Below are 17,859 nucleotides of genomic sequence, written 5' to 3' on the forward strand. Positions count from 1 at the left end.
AGAGGCGCGTCTCTGCCCGACACCTACAGCGAACGCAAAAACACGAGCAGCGCGGCGCGATCGTCCGCCGTCATCGCCGTATAACGATCACGACTTCGCTTCGCTTCGCCTTCGTGCCGAACGATCGCCGCATCCAATGTCTCGGACATGCCATCGTGGAAGTACGGCGCCGTCGCGCCCACGCCCCAGAGCGGCGGGGTGCGGAAGGCGCGGGTGCCGTTTTGAAGGACCAAGCGCTCCGATTTGGGCGCTACATCGTGCAAGAGAAGGTCGCTGAACAGCGGAACGCCCTCGTCGTTTCGAGTGCGCAGCTCGGGGGTGTGGCACGACTGGCACCCCGCCTGGGCAAAGGCGGCGCGCCCGCGCGTCTCGTGCTCGGGATCGAGCGTACGGCGCGGCGGCGGCGCGAGGTTCTGCAGGAAGAACACGATGTCGTCGAACGCCAGGTGCACGCTCGACTCGAGCTCCCCCTTGCTCATCCCGAGCTCGTTGACGAAGGCGTCCTCCACGAAGTCGGCCAAGCTGGGCATCTGCCCCTTCCACCCGAAGCGCCCGACTTTTCCTCCCGAGACCACGCTCACCACCCCGCGCACCTCATCGCCGTCGCGATCCTCGGGATCGGCCCCCGCGCGGATGGTCTCGTCCGAAATCGCATCGATGAGGCCCGATCCGAACAAGGTCGGCGTTTGCCGGCGCTCGAACAGGTTCGCGCGCGCGTCGATGGCGAGCGGCTGCCCCGGCAGACCAAAGCGGTGGGCCATCGTATCGCCGCCCTTGGGCAGCTCGAACGCACCGTCCGCGCGAACGATGCCGTGCCGGATCACGTCCACGTCCGACGGACCAGCGCCGCCGAGCACGGGATCGAAATGGCAACTTCGACAGGCGTCGCCGTTGAAGAACGGCCCCAGCCCCTGCGACGCGCGAAAGTCGTGATCGAAGAGCTCGCGCCCGCGCAGAAAGCGCGCTCCGTCGCGTGGTGACAAGGTCGCGAGCGGCCCGCCGAGCGCGCCCACCGCGGCCATCGGCGCGTTGCGCGGCAAGAGCCCGTCCGAGCGATCCTGGCTCCCGCCCAGGGACACCAAAAACGCCAGCAACGCGCCCCGTTCGCGCTCGGCCAGCGCACCATAGCGGCGCGCCGCCCCCGAGGCTTCGCCGCCGTGCGCGCGGATCGCCTCGTCGAGCGTATCGGCGCGGCCATCGTGCAAATAAGGACCGGCTGCGCCCAATCCCCAGAGCGGCGTCGTACGAAACTCGCTCCCGCCGGCCTCGCCCACCTCGACCCCATCGTCGAGGCCCTCGCCCATATCGTGCAGCAAAAGATCCGTATAGGCCGGGACGAGCCCGCGCGGCCCGCGCAAGGATGGCGTATGGCACCCCGCGCACCCCACCTTGCGAAACGCCGCCTCGCCCTCGCGCGTCTCGCGCGTGGGGGGATCGGGCGCGGGGGGCGCCAGCAAGGAGACGAAGGCGACGAGATCCGCCAGATCGTCCGTCCCGAGCTCGGGATCGGGCGCGCGATCCGCGTCGCGCGTGGGCAGCTCCAGGGGCGCGTCTTTTTCGATCACCGCCGGGGACGAGGTCACGCCCATGTGATCGAGCAGCGCGAGCCGCACGAACCCTTGCAAGGTCGCCATCTGCGCTTTGCGGCCGAATCGGCCCATGTACCCGCGCTCGAAGTTCACCTTCCCGGAGATGCCGTCGTGGTTTCGGTCGCTCGGATCGGCCCGCGCGATGATCTCCTCCGCCGGGATCTCCGCCAGCAGGCCTATGCCAAAGAAGGGAAGCGGCAGGTGCATCGGCCGCGGTCGCCCGTGCCCGGGATCGACCGACGACGCCGAAAAATGATGCTCGAAGGCGGCGATGAAGGTCTTCTGCGAGTGCGCCTCCAGCGGGGTCGCGCGGTAACGCGAGGCGCCGCCGCCGGTGACGGGCTTCTCGTGGCACGAGCGGCACGACGTCGCGCTGTACGTGGGGCCGAGCCCCTCGGACGGTGCAAAGCGCCGCGTGGCGACGGCGCGCCCGCGCTCGAATTGGGCGCGGGCGCGGTCGTCGATGCCGGGGAGCGGCTCACCGAAGGGCGCGAAGACAGGGGCCGCCGTGGGGGCCGCGGGCCGGGAAGAACGAGTCCCGACCGCGGCCGCCGTGGCGGTCACCGCGACGAAGCCGACGATGATCCAGATATAGTTGGCGAGGCTCCTCACGGCATCAATCGCCGATCACTTCCCCGCCCAGCTACCCGTCGCGTTGCATTGTTTCGTGTTCGGCGCGTAGTTGGCCGCTTGCTGGCACCAGATGAGGATCGGCAAGGTGAGGTTCACGCATCCGTGCGAGACGGCCCGGATCCAGGCCTCCGCGCGCAGCGCCCACTCGGCCGCGTAGCAGCTCGGCACGTTGGGGGTCATGATGCTGCCCTGGAACATCCCCGACAGATCGATCTTCAGCTCGTGGGCGTTGAAGGTCTCGCGCGGGAAGTCGATGTCGAAGCCAAAGTTCTTGTAGACCTTGGCCGACAGCGGGACGAAGTAATCCTCCCACGCCTTCTCGTCGCACGTGGTGGGCTGCTTGGGGCCGCAGCCATCGCAACCCGCCGGGTTCATCAGGCTCAGGTCGCGCGCGCATTGAACCTGGTGCGCGCCGGTGGTCATGCATGCCCACGGCAGCTGATCGAAGGTCGAGGTCCGGACGGAGGTGTCGAGCACGCGGTTGGCGCCGGTCGCCACGCGGACCGACTCCGAGTCGGGGCATTTCGCGCTCTTCTCGCCTGCTTTGCAGACGTATTGGTCCATCTTGTTCTTGTCGCCTTGCCCCACCGTCATGGCGCTGGTGCACACGATGCGATCGGAGCCTTTGGCGCCGCAATCCCAGGCCGTCTCCGGCTTCGGCGACTCCCCGTTGACGTTCGGCGGGTTGCCTTCTTCGCCGGGTCCACCGTTGCCGGTGCTCCCGTCACCGCCGCTGCTTCCGCACGCGGCCACCATCAGACCCACGACAATCCCTCCCGACCAGGTCCACTTGCTGTTCATATCGCACCACCTTGTTTGTTTATTTGTGTTTGCGTGTGTGCTTGGCCGCTGCGCCCCTCCCTCCCCGATGGGGGGTCCGCGTCGTTGTTGACGCGGTGCAACGCCAATGCCAGTCTCAGAAATACGAAAACGTTCGAGAATTCATGGGAGCGCCCTCGGAATCCGGGCAAAAAGAGCGAAGTATTTCTTCGCGACCGAAACGCGGGTTTCGTGCCGTCGCGGACAGCGTCAGGTCTTCGTCCGCAACATTTGAAAATAACGGCGCCCCACACCGCTGGCTTTCGCGGCCTGCTCCATGTCGCCTTCGTGGAGCTGGAGCATGTGCTTCACGTACCTCCGCTCGAGCTCCGACGTCATGATCGCCCGCGCCTGCCGCAAGGGCAGCGCGCGGGATACCAATTGGTCGATCCAATCGAATCCTTCAGGCCCGGCCGCCGCGCCGTTCTCCCCCGAACGATTCGGGAGGTTCACGTTGCCGAGCGCCCGGTAGCGTGCGATCACGTTGCGCAGCTCCCGCACGTTTCCGGGCCAATCGTAATTCTCGAATTGCTGCAACAATGTCGCGGGGAACGATTCCTTTCCACCCATCGAAGACCAGAAACTGCGCGTCAGTAGTTCGATATCGCCCTGACGCTTGCGCAGCGGTGGGAGCTCCACCCGCGCGACCGCCAGCCGGAAGAACAGATCGTCGCGAAAGCGTCGCTCTTGGACCTCGAGCTCCAGGTCGCGCCGGGTGGCCGCGATCACGCGGACGTCGACGTGCACGTGACCATTGCCGCCCACGCGGCGGACTTGCCGCCGCTCGAGCACGCGGAGCAACTTGGCCTGCGAGGCGACGGCGAGATCGCCGATCTCGTCGATGAAGAGCGTTCCGCCGTGGGCCTCTTCGAAGATGCCCGTCCGCGCGCGATCCGCTCCCGTGAACGCGCCGCGCTCGTGACCGAACAGCTCCGCTTCGAAGAGCGATTCGGTGACCGTGGTACAGTCGAAGACGATGAACGGGCCCGTGCGCCCGCTGGCCTCGTGGATGGCCTCGGCCAGCACTTCTTTGCCGGTGCCCGTTTCACCTTCGACGAGGACTGGCACGTCGGAGCGCGCGAGCTTCTCGAAGATGGGAAAGAGCTCCAGCATGGCCGTGCTTTGGCCGAGCAGCGAGCCGAATCGGCTCTCGTGGGTGGTGGGTGCTTCTGTCGGGGGACAGGGTACGTCGAGCGAGTCCCGCAAAGTCGTATTGCTCACTTCGCGGGCCTCGTCGCCGCGATGATGGACGGCGCCGATTCGAAGTCCAGTCATCCATATTCCATCGTTGGCTCCGAGATCGGTCAGGTGCATCGGTGCCGCGGGCGGGGGGACGAGCATGGCCCTCGTCGCCCATCGTCACGCTCAACTCCTTCGTACACTAATGGTCGCCGAGGGAAGATTTCGTGGAATAAAAAACCGAAACATCGACCATTTCGCGTTTAGCGACCGGTTGAGTCCATCGGTGGCCTTGGAATCTTCGCGATGGAGCCGAATTATCGGGGGCGAAATCGCTTCCAGACCGCGCGCATGGAAGCGCGAACTTTACCGTCGCAACGAAGCTCGCCGATCACAATCGCCTCCTGTTCGGCGATGGATTCCACCTTTGCCCACAGGTCGACCTTGGGTCCCAGCGGGGTCGGCCGGAGGAAGCGCACATCGAAGCCCGCGGTGATGAAGGGAAGCGGCGCACCATCGAGCGCACGAAAGCCATGATCGACGGAGCCCTGAACGACGGCGGCCGCCGTATGGCAATCGAGCACGGTGGAGATGATGCCCCCGTTGAGGAAGCCGAATCCATTGTCGTGCTCGGGGCCGGGCCAGAAAGCGCCGATGACCGTATCGTCCTCCGCGCCGTAGCTGCGGAGATGGAAACCCTTGGGGTTCGCCGGCCCGCAACCGAAGCAGGTCAATGTCGGAAACAGTCGCTCTTGAATGCTTTGGTCGCTCACGCGGGCGATACTAGATCCAATTTGAGCGCGCGGGTTACCCCGAAGCACGGCATGTACTTCGAAACGACTTCGCCCTGGAGATGCTTATCTCCGTAATATCCGGCGATGAGAAAGCCCGCGTCCGTCTGCCCCCCGAGCTGATCTTCGAGCGTGTGCCCGAATTGAAGGGGCTCGCCCGCCTCCGCGCAGAGTCTGCGCTGCTCCTCGGTGAACGTCACCATGTCCGAATAGGGAATCGCGTGTTGCAATTGCGCGATCTCCAGCTTTTCGAGCTCCGTATCGATGGCATACAAAATCGGATCCGCGAACCCCGCCAAGAGCGCGCCGCCGTAGCGGAGCACACGGTAAGCTTCCCGCCACACGGGGTGAACGTCCGGAACGAAGCAGTTCGAACAAGGGTGAACGATGAGATCGAAGCTCTCGGATTCGAAACACCCCAGATCGGCCATGTCCCCTTGCACCGTCACCAGCGCGAGGCCGTCGCGCTCTGCGACCTTGCGATCCTGCGCGAGCTGCGCAGGCGAATTGTCGAACACCGTCACGTCGTACCCGGCCGCGGCCAGGATGGGGCCCTGCTGCCCGCCGCCCCCCGCGAGGGCGAGGACCTTCGCGCCGCGCACCCTCGGAAACCAAGCGCGCGGAACGGGCTTGTGCGGCGTGAGCACGATCGCCCACTCGCCGCGGCGCGCGGCCTCCACCTCCTCTCGGCTTACGGGGACGGTCCAGCGGTTGCCGGTGCGTGCGTAGTTATCCCACGCTTCGCGATTGTGGGTGACGATGTCCATGCCGCGATGAAGACAGAGAAAGCGCGGGCACGCTAGCGGGCGAGGTGCCGCTTGGGCTTGCAGAGCCCGTTTCTTGTGCAAAATAACGACGTGTTGCTGCAAAAAGTAGACGACACCGGTGGTCCGAGCTGTCGTACTTTGCTACGGTTCTGGCGTGGGGGCCACATGGATTTCATCGCATCTCGGGTCGATGCAGGGGAAATCGCGAACGGGAAGCGCGGAATGGGCAGCGCGAAATGGGGAAGCGCGGAATGGGCAGCAGGAATCGCGAGCAGGCGGTGGCGCGGAGGCCGCGCGGGGTGGAGGGCGCGATCGTTGCCCCTGCAAGGATCGGGAGCTCCCTTACGAACCTTCGGTCTGGTGAATCGAATCGGATGATACGGATTGACGTAATTTGTAAAAAGACAGAAGAGCGGTGAGATCATGTCGTATCCGAAAAGCGAAGACCGGTCCCAAGTGGAATATGCGCTCGAGATCGAGGGGCTCTTGGCCGCGCTGACGTCCCAGCTCGTGAAGGCGGGGCCGGACGGCGATCTCGCGACTGCCCGCGTCAAAGCGGTTCGGATGTTGAGTGAGAGCGTGGGCATGATTGTGCTCTCCCGCGCGCTCGCCGCCGCGAACCCCTCGCTTTCGGACGAAATCCTCCGAGCGAGTGGTCGAACCTAGGGTCGAGGGGAGGCCGAAGGAGCTCGATCCCATGCAGCGTGCACACGACAGGACGAGAGAATGGTCGATAGTGGCCGCGGGTGTGGTGAATGTCCCAATGTGTCCGATCGTGTTGCTTGAACGACGACGCTCCACCTTGTAACGATGGCAACACTGGATATGCCGACAGACAACGTCGAAGAGCGCGACGCCAAGCGCCGCAGAGCGATCCTCGAGGCTGCGCGCCATTGTTTTCTCCATTTCGGGTACGCGAAGACCTCGCTCGACGACATCGCCAAACGGGCGAACATTTCGCGACCGCTCATCTATCGAAAATTCAAGAACAAAGACGATATCTATGTCGCGGTGTTCGAGTTCACGATGGCGGGGCGCTACCCTGCGGTCGAACGGGTGCTCGCGGGCCGCGGTAGCAAGCGGGACAAGCTTTATCGCATCTACGAAATCCTCCTGCTCGAGCCGTGGAGCGAGACCTCCGGCGCCCCCATGGCCGACGAGTACTACGACGTATGCGAGCGGCTGTTCCCCGAGGTCGACGCGAAGTACCAGCGCTTTTTGTTGAAGCACACCCAAGCCATTCTAGGCAGCAAGGAGCACTCGCAGGTGTTCATGTTGGCCGTCGAGGGACTCCACTCCGACTCCCCCACCTTGCCCGTCTTACGCCGGAGACTGCATCTGTTGGTGGAGCGCTTCGTCGCGTAGGCCCGATGGCGCGCGGCGCAGCGTGCCGGCGTGGCCGGCGTGGTTCAGGCGCCGGCACGCCTCGAGCGAATCATGGCTTCCGGCCTTGGCCGACGCCTAGACCGCGAGCTTCGGTAGCGCCGCGAGGGTGGCGCGCGCGCCTTGTGCGTCGAGCTGCGCGCGGAGCGCCAGGTATTGGGCCTTGAAGCGCGCATCGGCGGCGGGGCGCGGGCCCACCAGATCGGTGCATTGGAGCAAGGCGAGGGGCGAGTTGCTCTCGATGATGGGCTTCAGGAGCCGCATGGCGTTCGGCTCGCGCAGCGGGTAGGGCGTGCCGCCATCGTCTTTGCCGGCGCGGAGGTAGCGATCGTAGCAGGCGAGCAAGAACGCCAGGCGGCGCGCGTCGCGGTTGTTCGCCAGGCAGGCCTCCAAGGTCGGCAAGAGGAAGCCGGGGATCTTGGAGCCGCCATCGAGGCACAGGCGATCGAGGCGATCGGCGATGGCGCGGTTGCCGAAGCGCTCGAGCAAGAGGCGCTCGTAGCTCTCGAGCTCCATGCCGGGCAGCGACTCGAGCCATATGGCGGAATCTTGGGCGAGGAAGTCGCGCAGGTAATCGTGGAACAGGGGCTCGCGCAGCGCCTCGTCGACCCCGCGAAGACCGGATAGGAAAGCCGGATAGGAGAGCATCTGGTGCGCGCCGTTGAGCAATCGAATTTTCGCCTCCTCGTACGGCGTGACGTCGGACACCATCTGCACGCCGACCTCCTCCCACCTTGGCCGGCCTTGCCGAAATTTGTCCTCCAGCACCCACTGGATGAAGTCCTCCGCCACCACCGGGGCGCGATCGTCGAGGCCGGTCATCGCATTGAGCTCGGCGCGGCGCGCCGGATCGGTGGCCGGCGTGATGCGGTCGACCATCGCGTTGGGAAAGTCCACCTCGGCCGCGATCCACGAGGCCAAGGTCGGGTCGAAGGCCTGCGCGTACGCCAGGCACGCGCGCCGCGTTTGATCGCCGTTGTGCCGGAGGTTGTCGCAGGACATGACGGTGAACGGCGCCGCGCCCGCGCGCCGGCGGAGGGCGAGGGCGCCGATCAAGAAGCCAAAGACGCCGCGCGGGGCGTCGCGATGCGCCAAGTCGTAGGCCACCACCGCGTCGTCCAGCTTGAAGCGACCCCGATCGTCGATCAGATAGCCGCCCTCGGTGATGGTGAGCGATACGATGCGAATGGCGGGATCCGCCAGGCGCGCGAGCACCTGGTTCGGGCTGTCCGGCGCGTAGCGGTATTCGACCATCGCGCCGATCACCCGATGCGCGCGGGAGCCGTCAGGGGCCATTTCGGTGACCGTGTAGAGACCGTCCTGCGCGTTGAGCGCGCTGGCGAGGTGGCGATCGGTGTCGAGCAAATTGATGCCGAGGATGCCCCACGTATTCGCGTCTCCGCGCGCGAGGGCGCGCTCGACGTAGATGGCCAGATGGGCGCGATGAAATGCGCCTACACCGATGTGCGCGATGCCGGGACGCACCTGCTTGCGCTCGTAAGACGGCCCGACGACGGTGGGGGGGAGCGCACCGAGCGCGCGACGATTCAATGCTTGCATGGTCAATGCACCTCTGGATTCATTGGGTGGGACACGGCGACGCCTTTGGCGTTGAAGACATGACAGCGCGACGGATCGAGCCGGACGCAGACATCGGCGCCCGCGCGCTCGGCGTATTCGCCGTGGGTGCGCACGGTGAGGGTGCCCAGGCCCGCGACCTGCACATAGGCGCACGTGTCGCTGCCGAGGCGCTCGACGACGGCCAATCGGCCCGCGAGCTTGACGCCCTTTCCATGGTCGGCGGGCTCGCACAACGCGAGCTGCTCCGGGCGCACGCCCAGCGCGAACGCGCCGGCCGGCATCGCGGGCTCGGGCAAGAGCTCGAGCGCCTGCCCGTTGGCCAGCTGCGGCGCGCCATTCGGCGCGGTGACGTCGAGGAAGCTCATTCGCGGTACGCCCAAAAAGCTCGCCACGAAGCGGTTGACGGGGCGGCGGTAGAGCTCCAGCGGCGAGCCGATTTGCTCGATGCGCCCTTCGTTGAAGACCACGACTTTGTCGGCCAAGGTCATGGCCTCGACTTGATCGTGGGTCACGTAGATCATGGTCGCCGCGAGCTCCTGGTGCAGGCGCGCGATCTCGAGCCGCATCTGCCCGCGCAGGGCGGCGTCGAGGTTGGAGAGCGGCTCGTCGAAGAGGAAGATGCGCGGCTCGCGCACGATGGCGCGCCCGATCGCCACGCGCTGGCGCTGCCCGCCCGACAGCTGCGCCGGTTTTCGCTCCAGGAGCGGCTCGAGCGCCAAGGTCTTGGCGGCGTGGGCCACCTTGCTGGCGATGACCGCCGGATCGGCCTTGGCCAGCTTGAGCGCAAACGACATGTTCTCGCGCACCGTCATATGGGGATAAAGGGCATACGACTGAAAGACCATCGCCAGGTTGCGTTTGACCGCCGGCCACTCGGTGATGTCTTGTCCATCGAGGACGAGGCTCCCCTCGTCGGCGTCCTCCAGCCCCGCGATCAGCCGCAGCAAGGTCGATTTGCCGCAGCCCGATGGCCCCAAGAAGACGCAAAATTCGCGATCCTCCACCGTGAGATCGACGCCTTTGATCACCTCGGTGCCATCGAAATATTTGTGCAGCGAACGGATTTCCAATCGTGCCATGACCACTCCTGATGGATGACCTATTTGACCGCCCCGAAGGTGAGACCGCGCACCAGCTGCCTTTGCGAGAGCCAGCCCAACACCAAAATTGGCGCGCACGCCAAGGTGGATACGGCCGACAGCTTCGCCCAGAAGAGCCCCTCGGGGCTGGAGAACGAGGCCACCAGCGCCGACAGCGGTGCCGCATGGCTGGTGGTGAGGTTGAGCGACCAGAACGACTCGTTCCACGACAGGATCAAGCAAAGCAGCGCCGTGGACGCGAGCCCTCCGCGGCACACGGGCAAGAGCACGTCGCGCAACGTCTCCCAGGTGCCCGCGCCATCCATCTTGGCCGCCTCCACGATGTCGGCCGGGACGTCGCGGAAGTACGTGTAAATCATCCAGACCATGATCGGTAAATTGACGAGGGTGAAGACGAGGATCAGCGCTGTGCGGGAGTCGAGCAGGTTGGTGTCGCGCGCCAGGAGGTAAATCGGCACCAAGACGCCCACGCCGGGGAGCATTTTGGTGGAGAGCATCCAGAGCAAGGTGCTGCGGGTGCGCGCGGTGGGATGAAACGCGAACGCATAGGCCGCCGGCACCGCCACCAGCATACCCAGGAGCGTGGCGCCGCCGGCGGTGACGATGGAATTAAATGCATAATGCAAATAGTTGGCGCGCTCCAGGATCTGCCGGTAGTTCTCCAAGGTCGGCTCGAAGGCGAAGCGCGGCGGCGTGCTGAACGCTTCCAGCTCCGTCTTGAAGCTGGTGAGGAGCATCCACGCGATGGGAAAGAACATGGCCAGGCCGACCGCCCACGCCGCCAGGGCACGCAAGGTTCGGGCGAGCTGCCGGCGGGTTCGACGGGTTCGCCGCGTGGACGATGGCTTTTGCGACGAAGTCGGGCTCATGACGGGGCACCGGAGCGCGCGGTCAGCGATTGGCCGATCAGGCGAATCAAAAAGACGGCCACGATGTTGGCCAGCACCACGGCGACCAGGCCGCCGGCGGACGCGGCGCCCACGTCGAACTCGAGCAGCGCCTGGGTGTAGACCAGGAAGGGGACGTTGGTGGTGGCGTCGCCCGGCCCGCCGTTGGTGGTGACGAAGATCTCCGCGAACACATTGAGGAGGAAGATGGCCTCGACCATCACCACCACCGCGATGGGCCGCCCCAAATGCGGCAACGTGAGGTACCGGAAGATGGCCCAGGCGCGCGCGCCATCCATTTGCGCCGCCTCTTTTTGCTCGCGATCCATCGACTGCAGCGCGGTGACGAAGATCAAAATGGCGAATGGCAGCCACTCCCACGCGACCACCAGGATCACGGAGAGCAGCGGCCAGTCCGCGAACCAATTGACGGGCGTCGCCCCGAACGCCCGCGCGATCCAGGCGAAGAAGCCGGAGACGGGGTTCATGAGCAGGTTCTTCCATGCCAGCGCGGCCACCGTGGGCATGATGAAGAACGGCGAGACCAGGAGCATGCGCACGATGCCCTGCCCCGGAAAGTGCTCGTCGACCAGCACGCTGATCAGGACCCCGAACACCACGGTGATCGCCAGCACCGAGCCCACGAGCAACACGGTATTGAGCACGCTGGTCCAGAAGCTCGGATAGGTGAAGAAGTAAGCAAAATTCTCCAGCCCTACGAACGACGATTTCTTCGGATAGAGCAAATTGAAATATTGCGTGGAGAAGTAGACGGTCATCGCCAGCGGCACGATCATCCAGAGCAGGAGCAGGACCACCGCCGGCTGGCCCAAGAGGCGCTCGGGCTGCACGCGCGCCCTTCGCGAGGAGGCGCTCATGGCTCCCCCGCGGCGCGCGCGGCGCTATTTCGATAATAGCCGGCGCGCTTCATGGTGCGCTCCACGGCATTTTGACAGGTGCGCAGCACGTGATCGACCTGGCCGCGCCCGGTGAGCGCGCCGGCCACCATGCGGCCGACCAAGGTGGCCACCGCTTGGAACTCGGGGATGGAGACGAGCTGGATGCCCTTGTACGGCACCGGCAAGAGGGTGGGGTGCGCCGGATCGACCGCGCGGAGCGAGTCGAAGGTGACCTTCGCGAACGGCGCCGCCGCCATGTACTCGGGCGCCTCGTAGGTGGACAAACGCGTCCCGGGCGGCGTGCTGGCCACCCCGTAACGCTCGCCCACCTTGCGCAGATACGCGCGCGAGGTGGCCCATAGGATGAAATCGCGCGCGGCCTGCGTTTGCCGCGAGCTCGCTGGGATCGCCAAAGACCAGACCCAGAGCCACGAGGAGCCGCGATCGGTGACCTGCTGCGGCGCGCGCGCAAAGCCGACCTTGGCCGCCACCGTGCTCTCCTTGGGATCGACCAAGGTGCCGCCGGCCACGCTGGCGTCGACCCACATGGCGCAGCGGCCGGCCGCGAACAGGGCCAGGTTCTCGTTGAAGCCATTGTCGCTGGGGCCAGGAGGGCCATAGCGGCCGAGGAGATCGATATAGAAGCTCACCGCCTCGTGCCATGGCGGGGTGTCGATCTGCGGGCGCCAGTCGGGATCGAACCAGCGGCCGCCGTAGGCGTTGACGAGGGTGCCGAGCAGCGCCATGTTCTCGCCCCACCCCGCTTTGCCCCGCAGACAAATGCCATAAACGCCGCGATCGGGCTGGTGCAGCGCCGCGGCGAGCTCGCGAATCTGCTGCCACGTGGGGCGCTCGGGCATGGTCAGGCCGCGCGCGGCAAATAGGTCTTTGCGGTAAAAGGTAATGGATGCTTCGGCGTAGAACGGCACCGCGTAGAGGTGCCCGCCGGCGGTGAGCTGCTCGCGCACATTGGGAAAGAGGTCCGATAGCTCGTAATCGGCGGGGAGCCCGTCGAGCGGCTGCAGCCACTGCTGGGCGCCCCAGAGCGGGGCCTCGTAGGCGCCGATGGTCATCACGTCGAATTGGCCGCCGTGGGTCGAGATATCGGTGGTCAGCCGCTGCCGCAGCGTGTTTTCCTCGAGGATCACCCAATTCAAACGCAGGCCGGGGTGCGCGCGCTCGTACTCGCTGGACAGCGCTTGCATGCGGACCATGTCCGCATTGTTCACTGTGCCAATCGTCAATGTGGCGTCCGCACGAGCGGTCGTCGTGCCCAGAAGTAGCGCAAAGACGGTAACGAATGCCAAAAGCACGCTTGGTAGCGTCATAAAATTCCACGCTAGCGCCTTTCGATTGAAACGACGTTGCCTTTAACGCTCACGCGATGCGTAGTTCGCGGTTGTGCCATACAAGGTTATGACTGCGGTTGTGCCATTCCTGGTTATGCCACTGGGCCAGAACTGGCCAGTCGAGGAGCTCTTCCCTACGCTCGGGCAATGGCCCACCAACTCGCCGTTCGCGAACCGGCTGCACAGGCGCCTACTACATCGCGCTACGCATACCTCGATAGCGCGCCGGTCTTACAGGCCCGCATCGACCCTCGCCGCCTGTTTTCAAATGGCGGCGCGCCTCGGTTTGCACGAGGGGATCTGCAACCATTTCTCCGCGCTGGTGCCCGGGCATCCGGAGCTGTTTCTGGTGAACCCGTACGGGTGGGCCTTCGAGGAAATCACCGCTTCGCGCCTGCTCGTCTGCGACCTACACGGTCATGTCGTGGCCGGCACCGGCGAGCCCGAAGCCACCGCATTCTACATCCATGCGCGCCTTCATCTGCGCAAACCGAGCGCCGCCGCCGCCTTCCACACCCACATGCCGCATGCGACCGCGCTGGGCATGCTCGAGGGGCCTCCGCTGATGTGGGCCGGCCAAACCGCGCTCAAGTTTTACGGCCGCACCTCCGTCGACGAGAGCTACAACGGCCTTGCGCTCGACACCTCCGAAGGAGACCGCATCGCCGCCGCCATGGGCGACGCCGACATCGTATTCCTGAAGAATCATGGCGTCATGGTAACCGGCCCCAGCATCGCCGAGGCCTGGGACGATCTGTATTACCTGGAACGCGCCGCCGAGGTTCAACTCAAAGCCATGAGCACCGGCCGGCCCCTCAAACCGATCCCCGCCCACGTCGCCGAGGCGTGCTACCAGCAAATGCGCGCGGGCGATCCCGAGAGCGCCCGCCTGCACTTGGAGAGCGTAAAGCGGATTCTCACGGCCGAGTCGCGGGACTTCATGCGCTGACCCGGCGTGCGCCGGCCGCGGAGACGTCAGGGCGCGGCCGATGTGCGTTGCTGCGTGAGGTGCGCGGCTGCGGCCTCCAGGTTCGGGCGCATGGCGAGCTGCAGCGGCGCGGTAAAAACGAAGTCGTTGTGCTTCATGGGGGCGTGGCAGTTCACGCACTCCGTGGTGAACGAGGCGCTCTCCCCGTAGGGTTGCAACGACGGGCCTCTCCATCGCGCCCAACCCCAACCGGCGGTGGACGCGTACGTTCGGCCGTCCTTGATCATGAACTCGACGGCCTTGAACTCACCGGGGTGTACGCTGCCGTCGGCCTCCGCGACCTGGTCCCAGACGATCTTGGCGAAGATGCTGCCGTCCGGCCAAGGGTCGATGGCGTGCGCTTCGATGGCTTTCATGGCGATGTCGTTGGCCGTGATGACCCTCATGGTCCCATTGTCGAATCGGTCCGTGGTGCTGATGACGGTCCAGCTCTTGTAGTCAGGCATGTAGGCGATGCCATTCTTCGTGGGTTGCACCTCCTTGGCGGGCGGAGCTTGAAGCCACGCTTCATACTGATGGCGGCCGGCATCCGCTTTGGCGGCATTCGGTCCGGGCGCGGGGGCTTGCGCCGCCACGTAGTCGCGCAGCGCCGCCAGGTCTTGCTCCGTCAAGCGCGCTTCCGGGTGCAGCATGCGGTATGGCTTGGGCGGCATGGTTTCGAACGTGACTTGGTTCAGCGACTCGAAGAGCTTCGCCTTGCGTTGATCGTTGGTCAGCCGATCCCAATGTGAGAAATTGAGCACGGCCCTGCCCTCCCTCACGTCTTTTGCCACCAGCCAAATGGCGGGCGATATCCGATCGAACCAGGGGAGCCGGGTCTCGTTGGAGTGGCAGTCGTAGCAAGCCCTCCGCAAAATGTTCTCGACCGGCGCCGGCGCCGTGAGGTTCGCCGTGACGGGCGGGTTGTCCAGCTTGGGGCGAATGAACTGCACGCCAATGGCGCCAATTGCGCATATGCCCAACAAGACGAACCACTTCTTGCTTCGTTTGCTCGTGCTCACGTGGATGACCGCCCGTGGATAGGGAGAAGATGAACGTGTCTTCCTCCCAAGCACGCCGCTCGAGCCATCCGGTTTCGCGGCGGCCGGCCTTTTCATCGAAATGGTGCGCGGCGCTCGGCGCTCGGATGGGATCGCTTTCGGGTGCGGCGAAAGCGCGCACCCGCGCGAACCTCTATTTCACCAAGCGCATGACGCCCCCATGGGTGCCGCCGCGCACCCAATAGACGAAGCGATCGTCGACCTGGATCCCCCCGAGCGCGGGCTGACCCACCGCTGCGGTTTCGGGAAGCGCTTACCTGCTTTTATCATTGCTTATGTGCATAGCCACACAGTGGTGTCCGCCGAGAGCAAATCTCCGTCGAGCGATCCGCTGGCGAGCAAAACACGATGATGCGCGGGCAAAGGCACCACCCCATTCGAAAGGTTGGTGATGCATACGAAACGCTCGCGCGGCCCCGTTCGCGAAAAGGCGAGCACGCCATCGTGCGCATCGTGATCCTCGAGCCACGTCAAGGTGCCATCCCCGAGCGCGCCGCGCCCGCGCAGGATGCGGCGCCATCGGAGCGCGCGTCGGTAGAGCGTGAGCATGGATGCGCGATCGCCGGCTTGGCTCTCCATGGTGAGCGCGCGCCATGCGGCCGGTTGCGGAAGCCATGGGGCGCGGATGGCGTGCGGCGGGCTGAAGCCAAAAGGGGGAGCCTCGCCGGACCAAGGCAGCGGGATCCGGCAGCCGTCGCGGCCTGGATCGACGTGGCCGGTGCGATGCCATATCGGATCTTGACGAAGCTCGGGGCGGATATCCTCGACCTCCCAGAGGCCCAGCTCCTCGCCTTGATAAATGTATGCGGAGCCGGGCAGCGCCAGCGCGAGCAGAATCGCCGCGCGCGCGCGACGTGTGCCGAGGCGCAAATCCACCGGTGTTCCATGGCGGCGCGCGCCGAATCGAAAGGAGGTGTCGTCGCGGCCGTAGCGTGTGATGTGTCGGGTTACGTCGTGGTTCGATAGAACCCACGTCGGAGGTGCGCCCATCGCGGCGTGCGACGCGAGGGTGCCTTCGATGATGGCGCGCAGGCGGAGCGCATCCCACGGGCAGCAGAGGAAATCGAAGTTGAAGGCGGTGTGCAGCTCGTCGGGGCGCAGGTACTGCACGAAGCGCTCGCGATCGGGCAGCCACACTTCACCGATGAGCGCCCGATCGCCGCCGTAGCCCTCGGCGATGCGCCGCCACGCGCGGTAAATGGCGTGGACCTCGTCGCGATCGGTGAAGGGGTGCGCGCGGGCCTCGCTCCGTGCGCTCCCGTCACTCACCTCGTGCACCTCGGGCAAGCTCGGATCTTTGGCGAGCAACGCGGCCGAGTCGATGCGGATGCCGGAGGCGCCGCGGTCGAACCAGAATCGCAGCACCGACTCGAGCTCGGCGCGCACGGCGGGGTGTTCCCAATTCAAATCGGGCTGCGCGGAGTCGAACAAATGCAGGTACCATTGTCCGTCCGGGGTGCGGGTCCATGTGTTGCCGCCAAAAGGGGATACCCATTGCGTGGGCGGGAGCTCGCCGCGTTTACCGCGGCCTTGGCGGAACCAAAAGAGGCGGCGCTCGGGGGCGTCGGGGCCTTTGGCGAGGGCGGCCTGAAACCACGGGTGTTCTTTGGAGACGTGATTGGGAACCACGTCCACGATGATGCGGATACCGAGCGCGCGCGCCTCCGCGATCAGCGATTCGGCCTCGCCCAAGGTGCCAAAGAGCGGATCGATCCGGCGGTAATCGGCCACGTCGTAGCCGGCGTCCGCCATGGGCGAGGCGTACCATGGATTCAACCAAAGGGCGTCGACGCCGAGCCACTGCAAATACGGCAGCTTGTTTCGGATGCCGGCCAGATCGCCGACGCCATCGCCGTTGCCGTCGGCGAAGCTGCGCGGGTACACCTGGTAGATGACGGCGTCGCGCCACCATTCCTGTTTTTCTGTTTGGCTTCGTGCCTGGCTTCGTATCTGGTTTTGCACCTCAGCCCTCCTTCGAGCCGCCGGCGGCGAGGCCGCGCAAGATGCTGCGCTGGAACACCAGGAACGTGGCAATCATGGGGATGCTCGCGATCACCAGGCCCGCCATCACCTCGGTGAGCGGCACCCGGCCCGTGGCGGACAGACGGCTCAAGGCCACGGTGAGGGTCTGCGTTCGCGGCTCTTGCAGCACCAGCAAGGGCCATAGAAAATCCTTCCACATGCCGATGACGGCAAAAATGGAGACCACCGCCAGCACCGGCCCCGAGAGCGGCAGCACGATGCTCACCAATGTGCGCACCCGGCCCGCGCCATCGATGCGGGCCGCCTCGAGGAGCTCTTCGGGGATGCGGTCGAAGAACTGCTTCAGCACGTAAATGTTGAAGGCGTTCGCCGCGCCCGGCAGCCACAAAGCCCACGGCGTATCGAGCAGGTTCCAATGCACGAGGGGCACGTCGCTGACGGTGAGATAAGCCGGTACGAGCAGCGCGGCCGCCGGTAAGAGCAGGCTGGCGAGCATCCCCGCGAGGACCACGTTGCCCAGGATGGGGCGCAGCTTCGAGAGCGCGTACGCACATGTCACGTCGACCACGAGCTGGGTGAGCCACCCGCCCAATGCATAAAATGCGGTATTGAGAAAATAGCGCCCGATATCGAGCTCGTTCCAGGCTTTGACGTAAACCTCGGGGTGAAAGCTCTCGGGGAAGAACGTCGGCGCGGGCCTCGCGAGCTCGGCGGGATCCTTCAGCGAGCCGATGACCATCCAGTACATGGGGAAGAAGAACACCAGCGCGAACGCGGCGGCGAGCAAGGCGAGCACCACCACGTACAGGGCGCGATGGCGCCGCCGGCGGAAGTGTTGGGCGGAGAAGAGGGAGCGCGTTTCGTTCATGGG

The 17,859-nt window shown here is 65.5% G+C and carries 16 protein-coding genes; 3 read left to right on the plus strand and 13 right to left on the minus strand.

Translation table 11 applies throughout. The features are described 5' to 3' along the window. Window positions 1-23 precede the first annotated feature (23 nt). The 5 genes from LZC94_45090 to LZC94_45110 all read right to left on the minus strand — a co-directional run bounded on the left by LZC94_45090 (window position 24) and on the right by LZC94_45110 (window position 5,778). Window positions 24-2,201, minus strand: coding sequence for a c-type cytochrome (locus LZC94_45090; protein WXB14983.1), 2,178 nt, complete (start codon window positions 2,199-2,201; stop codon window positions 24-26). A gap of 15 nt (window positions 2,202-2,216) precedes the next feature. Beyond that, window positions 2,217-3,023 (minus strand): hypothetical protein, encoded by an 807-nt coding sequence (locus LZC94_45095; GenBank protein WXB14984.1) that lies wholly within the window; start codon window positions 3,021-3,023, stop codon window positions 2,217-2,219. Window positions 3,024-3,251: 228 nt separating this feature from the next. Next, window positions 3,252-4,316 (minus strand): sigma-54 dependent transcriptional regulator, encoded by a 1,065-nt coding sequence (locus LZC94_45100; GenBank protein ID WXB14985.1) that lies wholly within the window; start codon window positions 4,314-4,316, stop codon window positions 3,252-3,254. Window positions 4,317-4,537: 221 nt separating this feature from the next. Then, window positions 4,538-4,993, minus strand: a complete 456-nt coding sequence (locus tag LZC94_45105; protein ID WXB14986.1) for a PaaI family thioesterase — start codon at window positions 4,991-4,993, stop codon at window positions 4,538-4,540. Then, window positions 4,990-5,778 (minus strand): class I SAM-dependent methyltransferase, encoded by a 789-nt coding sequence (locus tag LZC94_45110; GenBank protein WXB14987.1) that lies wholly within the window; start codon window positions 5,776-5,778, stop codon window positions 4,990-4,992. The genes LZC94_45105 and LZC94_45110 overlap by 4 nt, the downstream gene beginning before the upstream one ends. A gap of 423 nt (window positions 5,779-6,201) precedes the next feature. Between LZC94_45110 and LZC94_45115 the strand changes: the two genes are divergently transcribed. Together LZC94_45115 and LZC94_45120 are read left to right on the plus strand one after the other, a co-directional pair. Beyond that, window positions 6,202-6,444 (plus strand): hypothetical protein, encoded by a 243-nt coding sequence (locus LZC94_45115; protein ID WXB14988.1) that lies wholly within the window; start codon window positions 6,202-6,204, stop codon window positions 6,442-6,444. Window positions 6,445-6,603: 159 nt separating this feature from the next. Continuing rightward, window positions 6,604-7,143, plus strand: a complete 540-nt coding sequence (locus LZC94_45120; protein ID WXB14989.1) for a TetR/AcrR family transcriptional regulator — start codon at window positions 6,604-6,606, stop codon at window positions 7,141-7,143. Between the two features lie 96 nt (window positions 7,144-7,239). Here LZC94_45120 and LZC94_45125 read toward each other — a convergent pair whose 3' ends face one another. From LZC94_45125 to LZC94_45145, 5 genes are read right to left on the minus strand one after another with little or no spacing between them, the layout of a single operon-like run. Further along, on the minus strand, window positions 7,240-8,721 hold the full coding sequence (locus LZC94_45125) for a mannitol dehydrogenase family protein (protein ID WXB14990.1): 1,482 nt from the start codon (window positions 8,719-8,721) through the stop codon (window positions 7,240-7,242). 2 nt (window positions 8,722-8,723) lie between these two features. After that, complete coding sequence (locus LZC94_45130; protein ID WXB14991.1) at window positions 8,724-9,821, minus strand: ABC transporter ATP-binding protein; 1,098 nt, start codon at window positions 9,819-9,821, stop codon at window positions 8,724-8,726. 20 nt (window positions 9,822-9,841) lie between these two features. After that, a complete protein-coding gene (locus LZC94_45135; GenBank protein WXB14992.1) occupies window positions 9,842-10,711 on the minus strand; it encodes a carbohydrate ABC transporter permease in 870 nt (289 codons plus the stop codon). Beyond that, window positions 10,708-11,607, minus strand: a complete 900-nt coding sequence (locus tag LZC94_45140) for a sugar ABC transporter permease (GenBank protein ID WXB14993.1) — start codon at window positions 11,605-11,607, stop codon at window positions 10,708-10,710. Before LZC94_45140 ends, LZC94_45135 begins: the two co-directional genes overlap by 4 nt. After that, window positions 11,604-12,842 carry a sugar ABC transporter substrate-binding protein gene (locus LZC94_45145; GenBank protein WXB14994.1) on the minus strand — a complete coding sequence of 413 codons (1,239 nt, stop codon included), beginning with the start codon at window positions 12,840-12,842 and terminating at the stop codon, window positions 11,604-11,606. Before LZC94_45145 ends, LZC94_45140 begins: the two co-directional genes overlap by 4 nt. A gap of 403 nt (window positions 12,843-13,245) precedes the next feature. Between LZC94_45145 and LZC94_45150 the strand changes: the two genes are divergently transcribed. Further along, window positions 13,246-13,926 carry an aldolase gene (locus tag LZC94_45150; GenBank protein WXB14995.1) on the plus strand — a complete coding sequence of 227 codons (681 nt, stop codon included), beginning with the start codon at window positions 13,246-13,248 and terminating at the stop codon, window positions 13,924-13,926. Window positions 13,927-13,952: 26 nt separating this feature from the next. On the opposite strand, the gene LZC94_45155 is transcribed toward LZC94_45150, so the two are convergent. The 3 genes from LZC94_45155 to LZC94_45165 form a co-directional block, all read right to left on the minus strand. Beyond that, the gene (locus LZC94_45155; GenBank protein ID WXB14996.1) at window positions 13,953-14,966 is read right to left on the minus strand and encodes a heme-binding domain-containing protein; all 1,014 of its coding nucleotides are present in this window, start codon (window positions 14,964-14,966) and stop codon (window positions 13,953-13,955) included. Window positions 14,967-15,278: 312 nt separating this feature from the next. Then, the gene (locus LZC94_45160; protein ID WXB14997.1) at window positions 15,279-16,967 is read right to left on the minus strand and encodes a glycoside hydrolase family 13 protein; all 1,689 of its coding nucleotides are present in this window, start codon (window positions 16,965-16,967) and stop codon (window positions 15,279-15,281) included. A gap of 1 nt (window position 16,968) precedes the next feature. Then, entirely contained in the window at window positions 16,969-17,856 is an 888-nt protein-coding gene (locus LZC94_45165) for a carbohydrate ABC transporter permease (GenBank protein WXB14998.1), read from the minus strand. Window positions 17,857-17,859 lie beyond the last annotated feature (3 nt).

Source organism: Sorangiineae bacterium MSr11954 (assembly GCA_037157815.1).
In the GTDB taxonomy this organism is placed as follows: Bacteria; Myxococcota_A; Polyangia; order Polyangiales; family Polyangiaceae; genus Pendulispora; species Pendulispora albinea.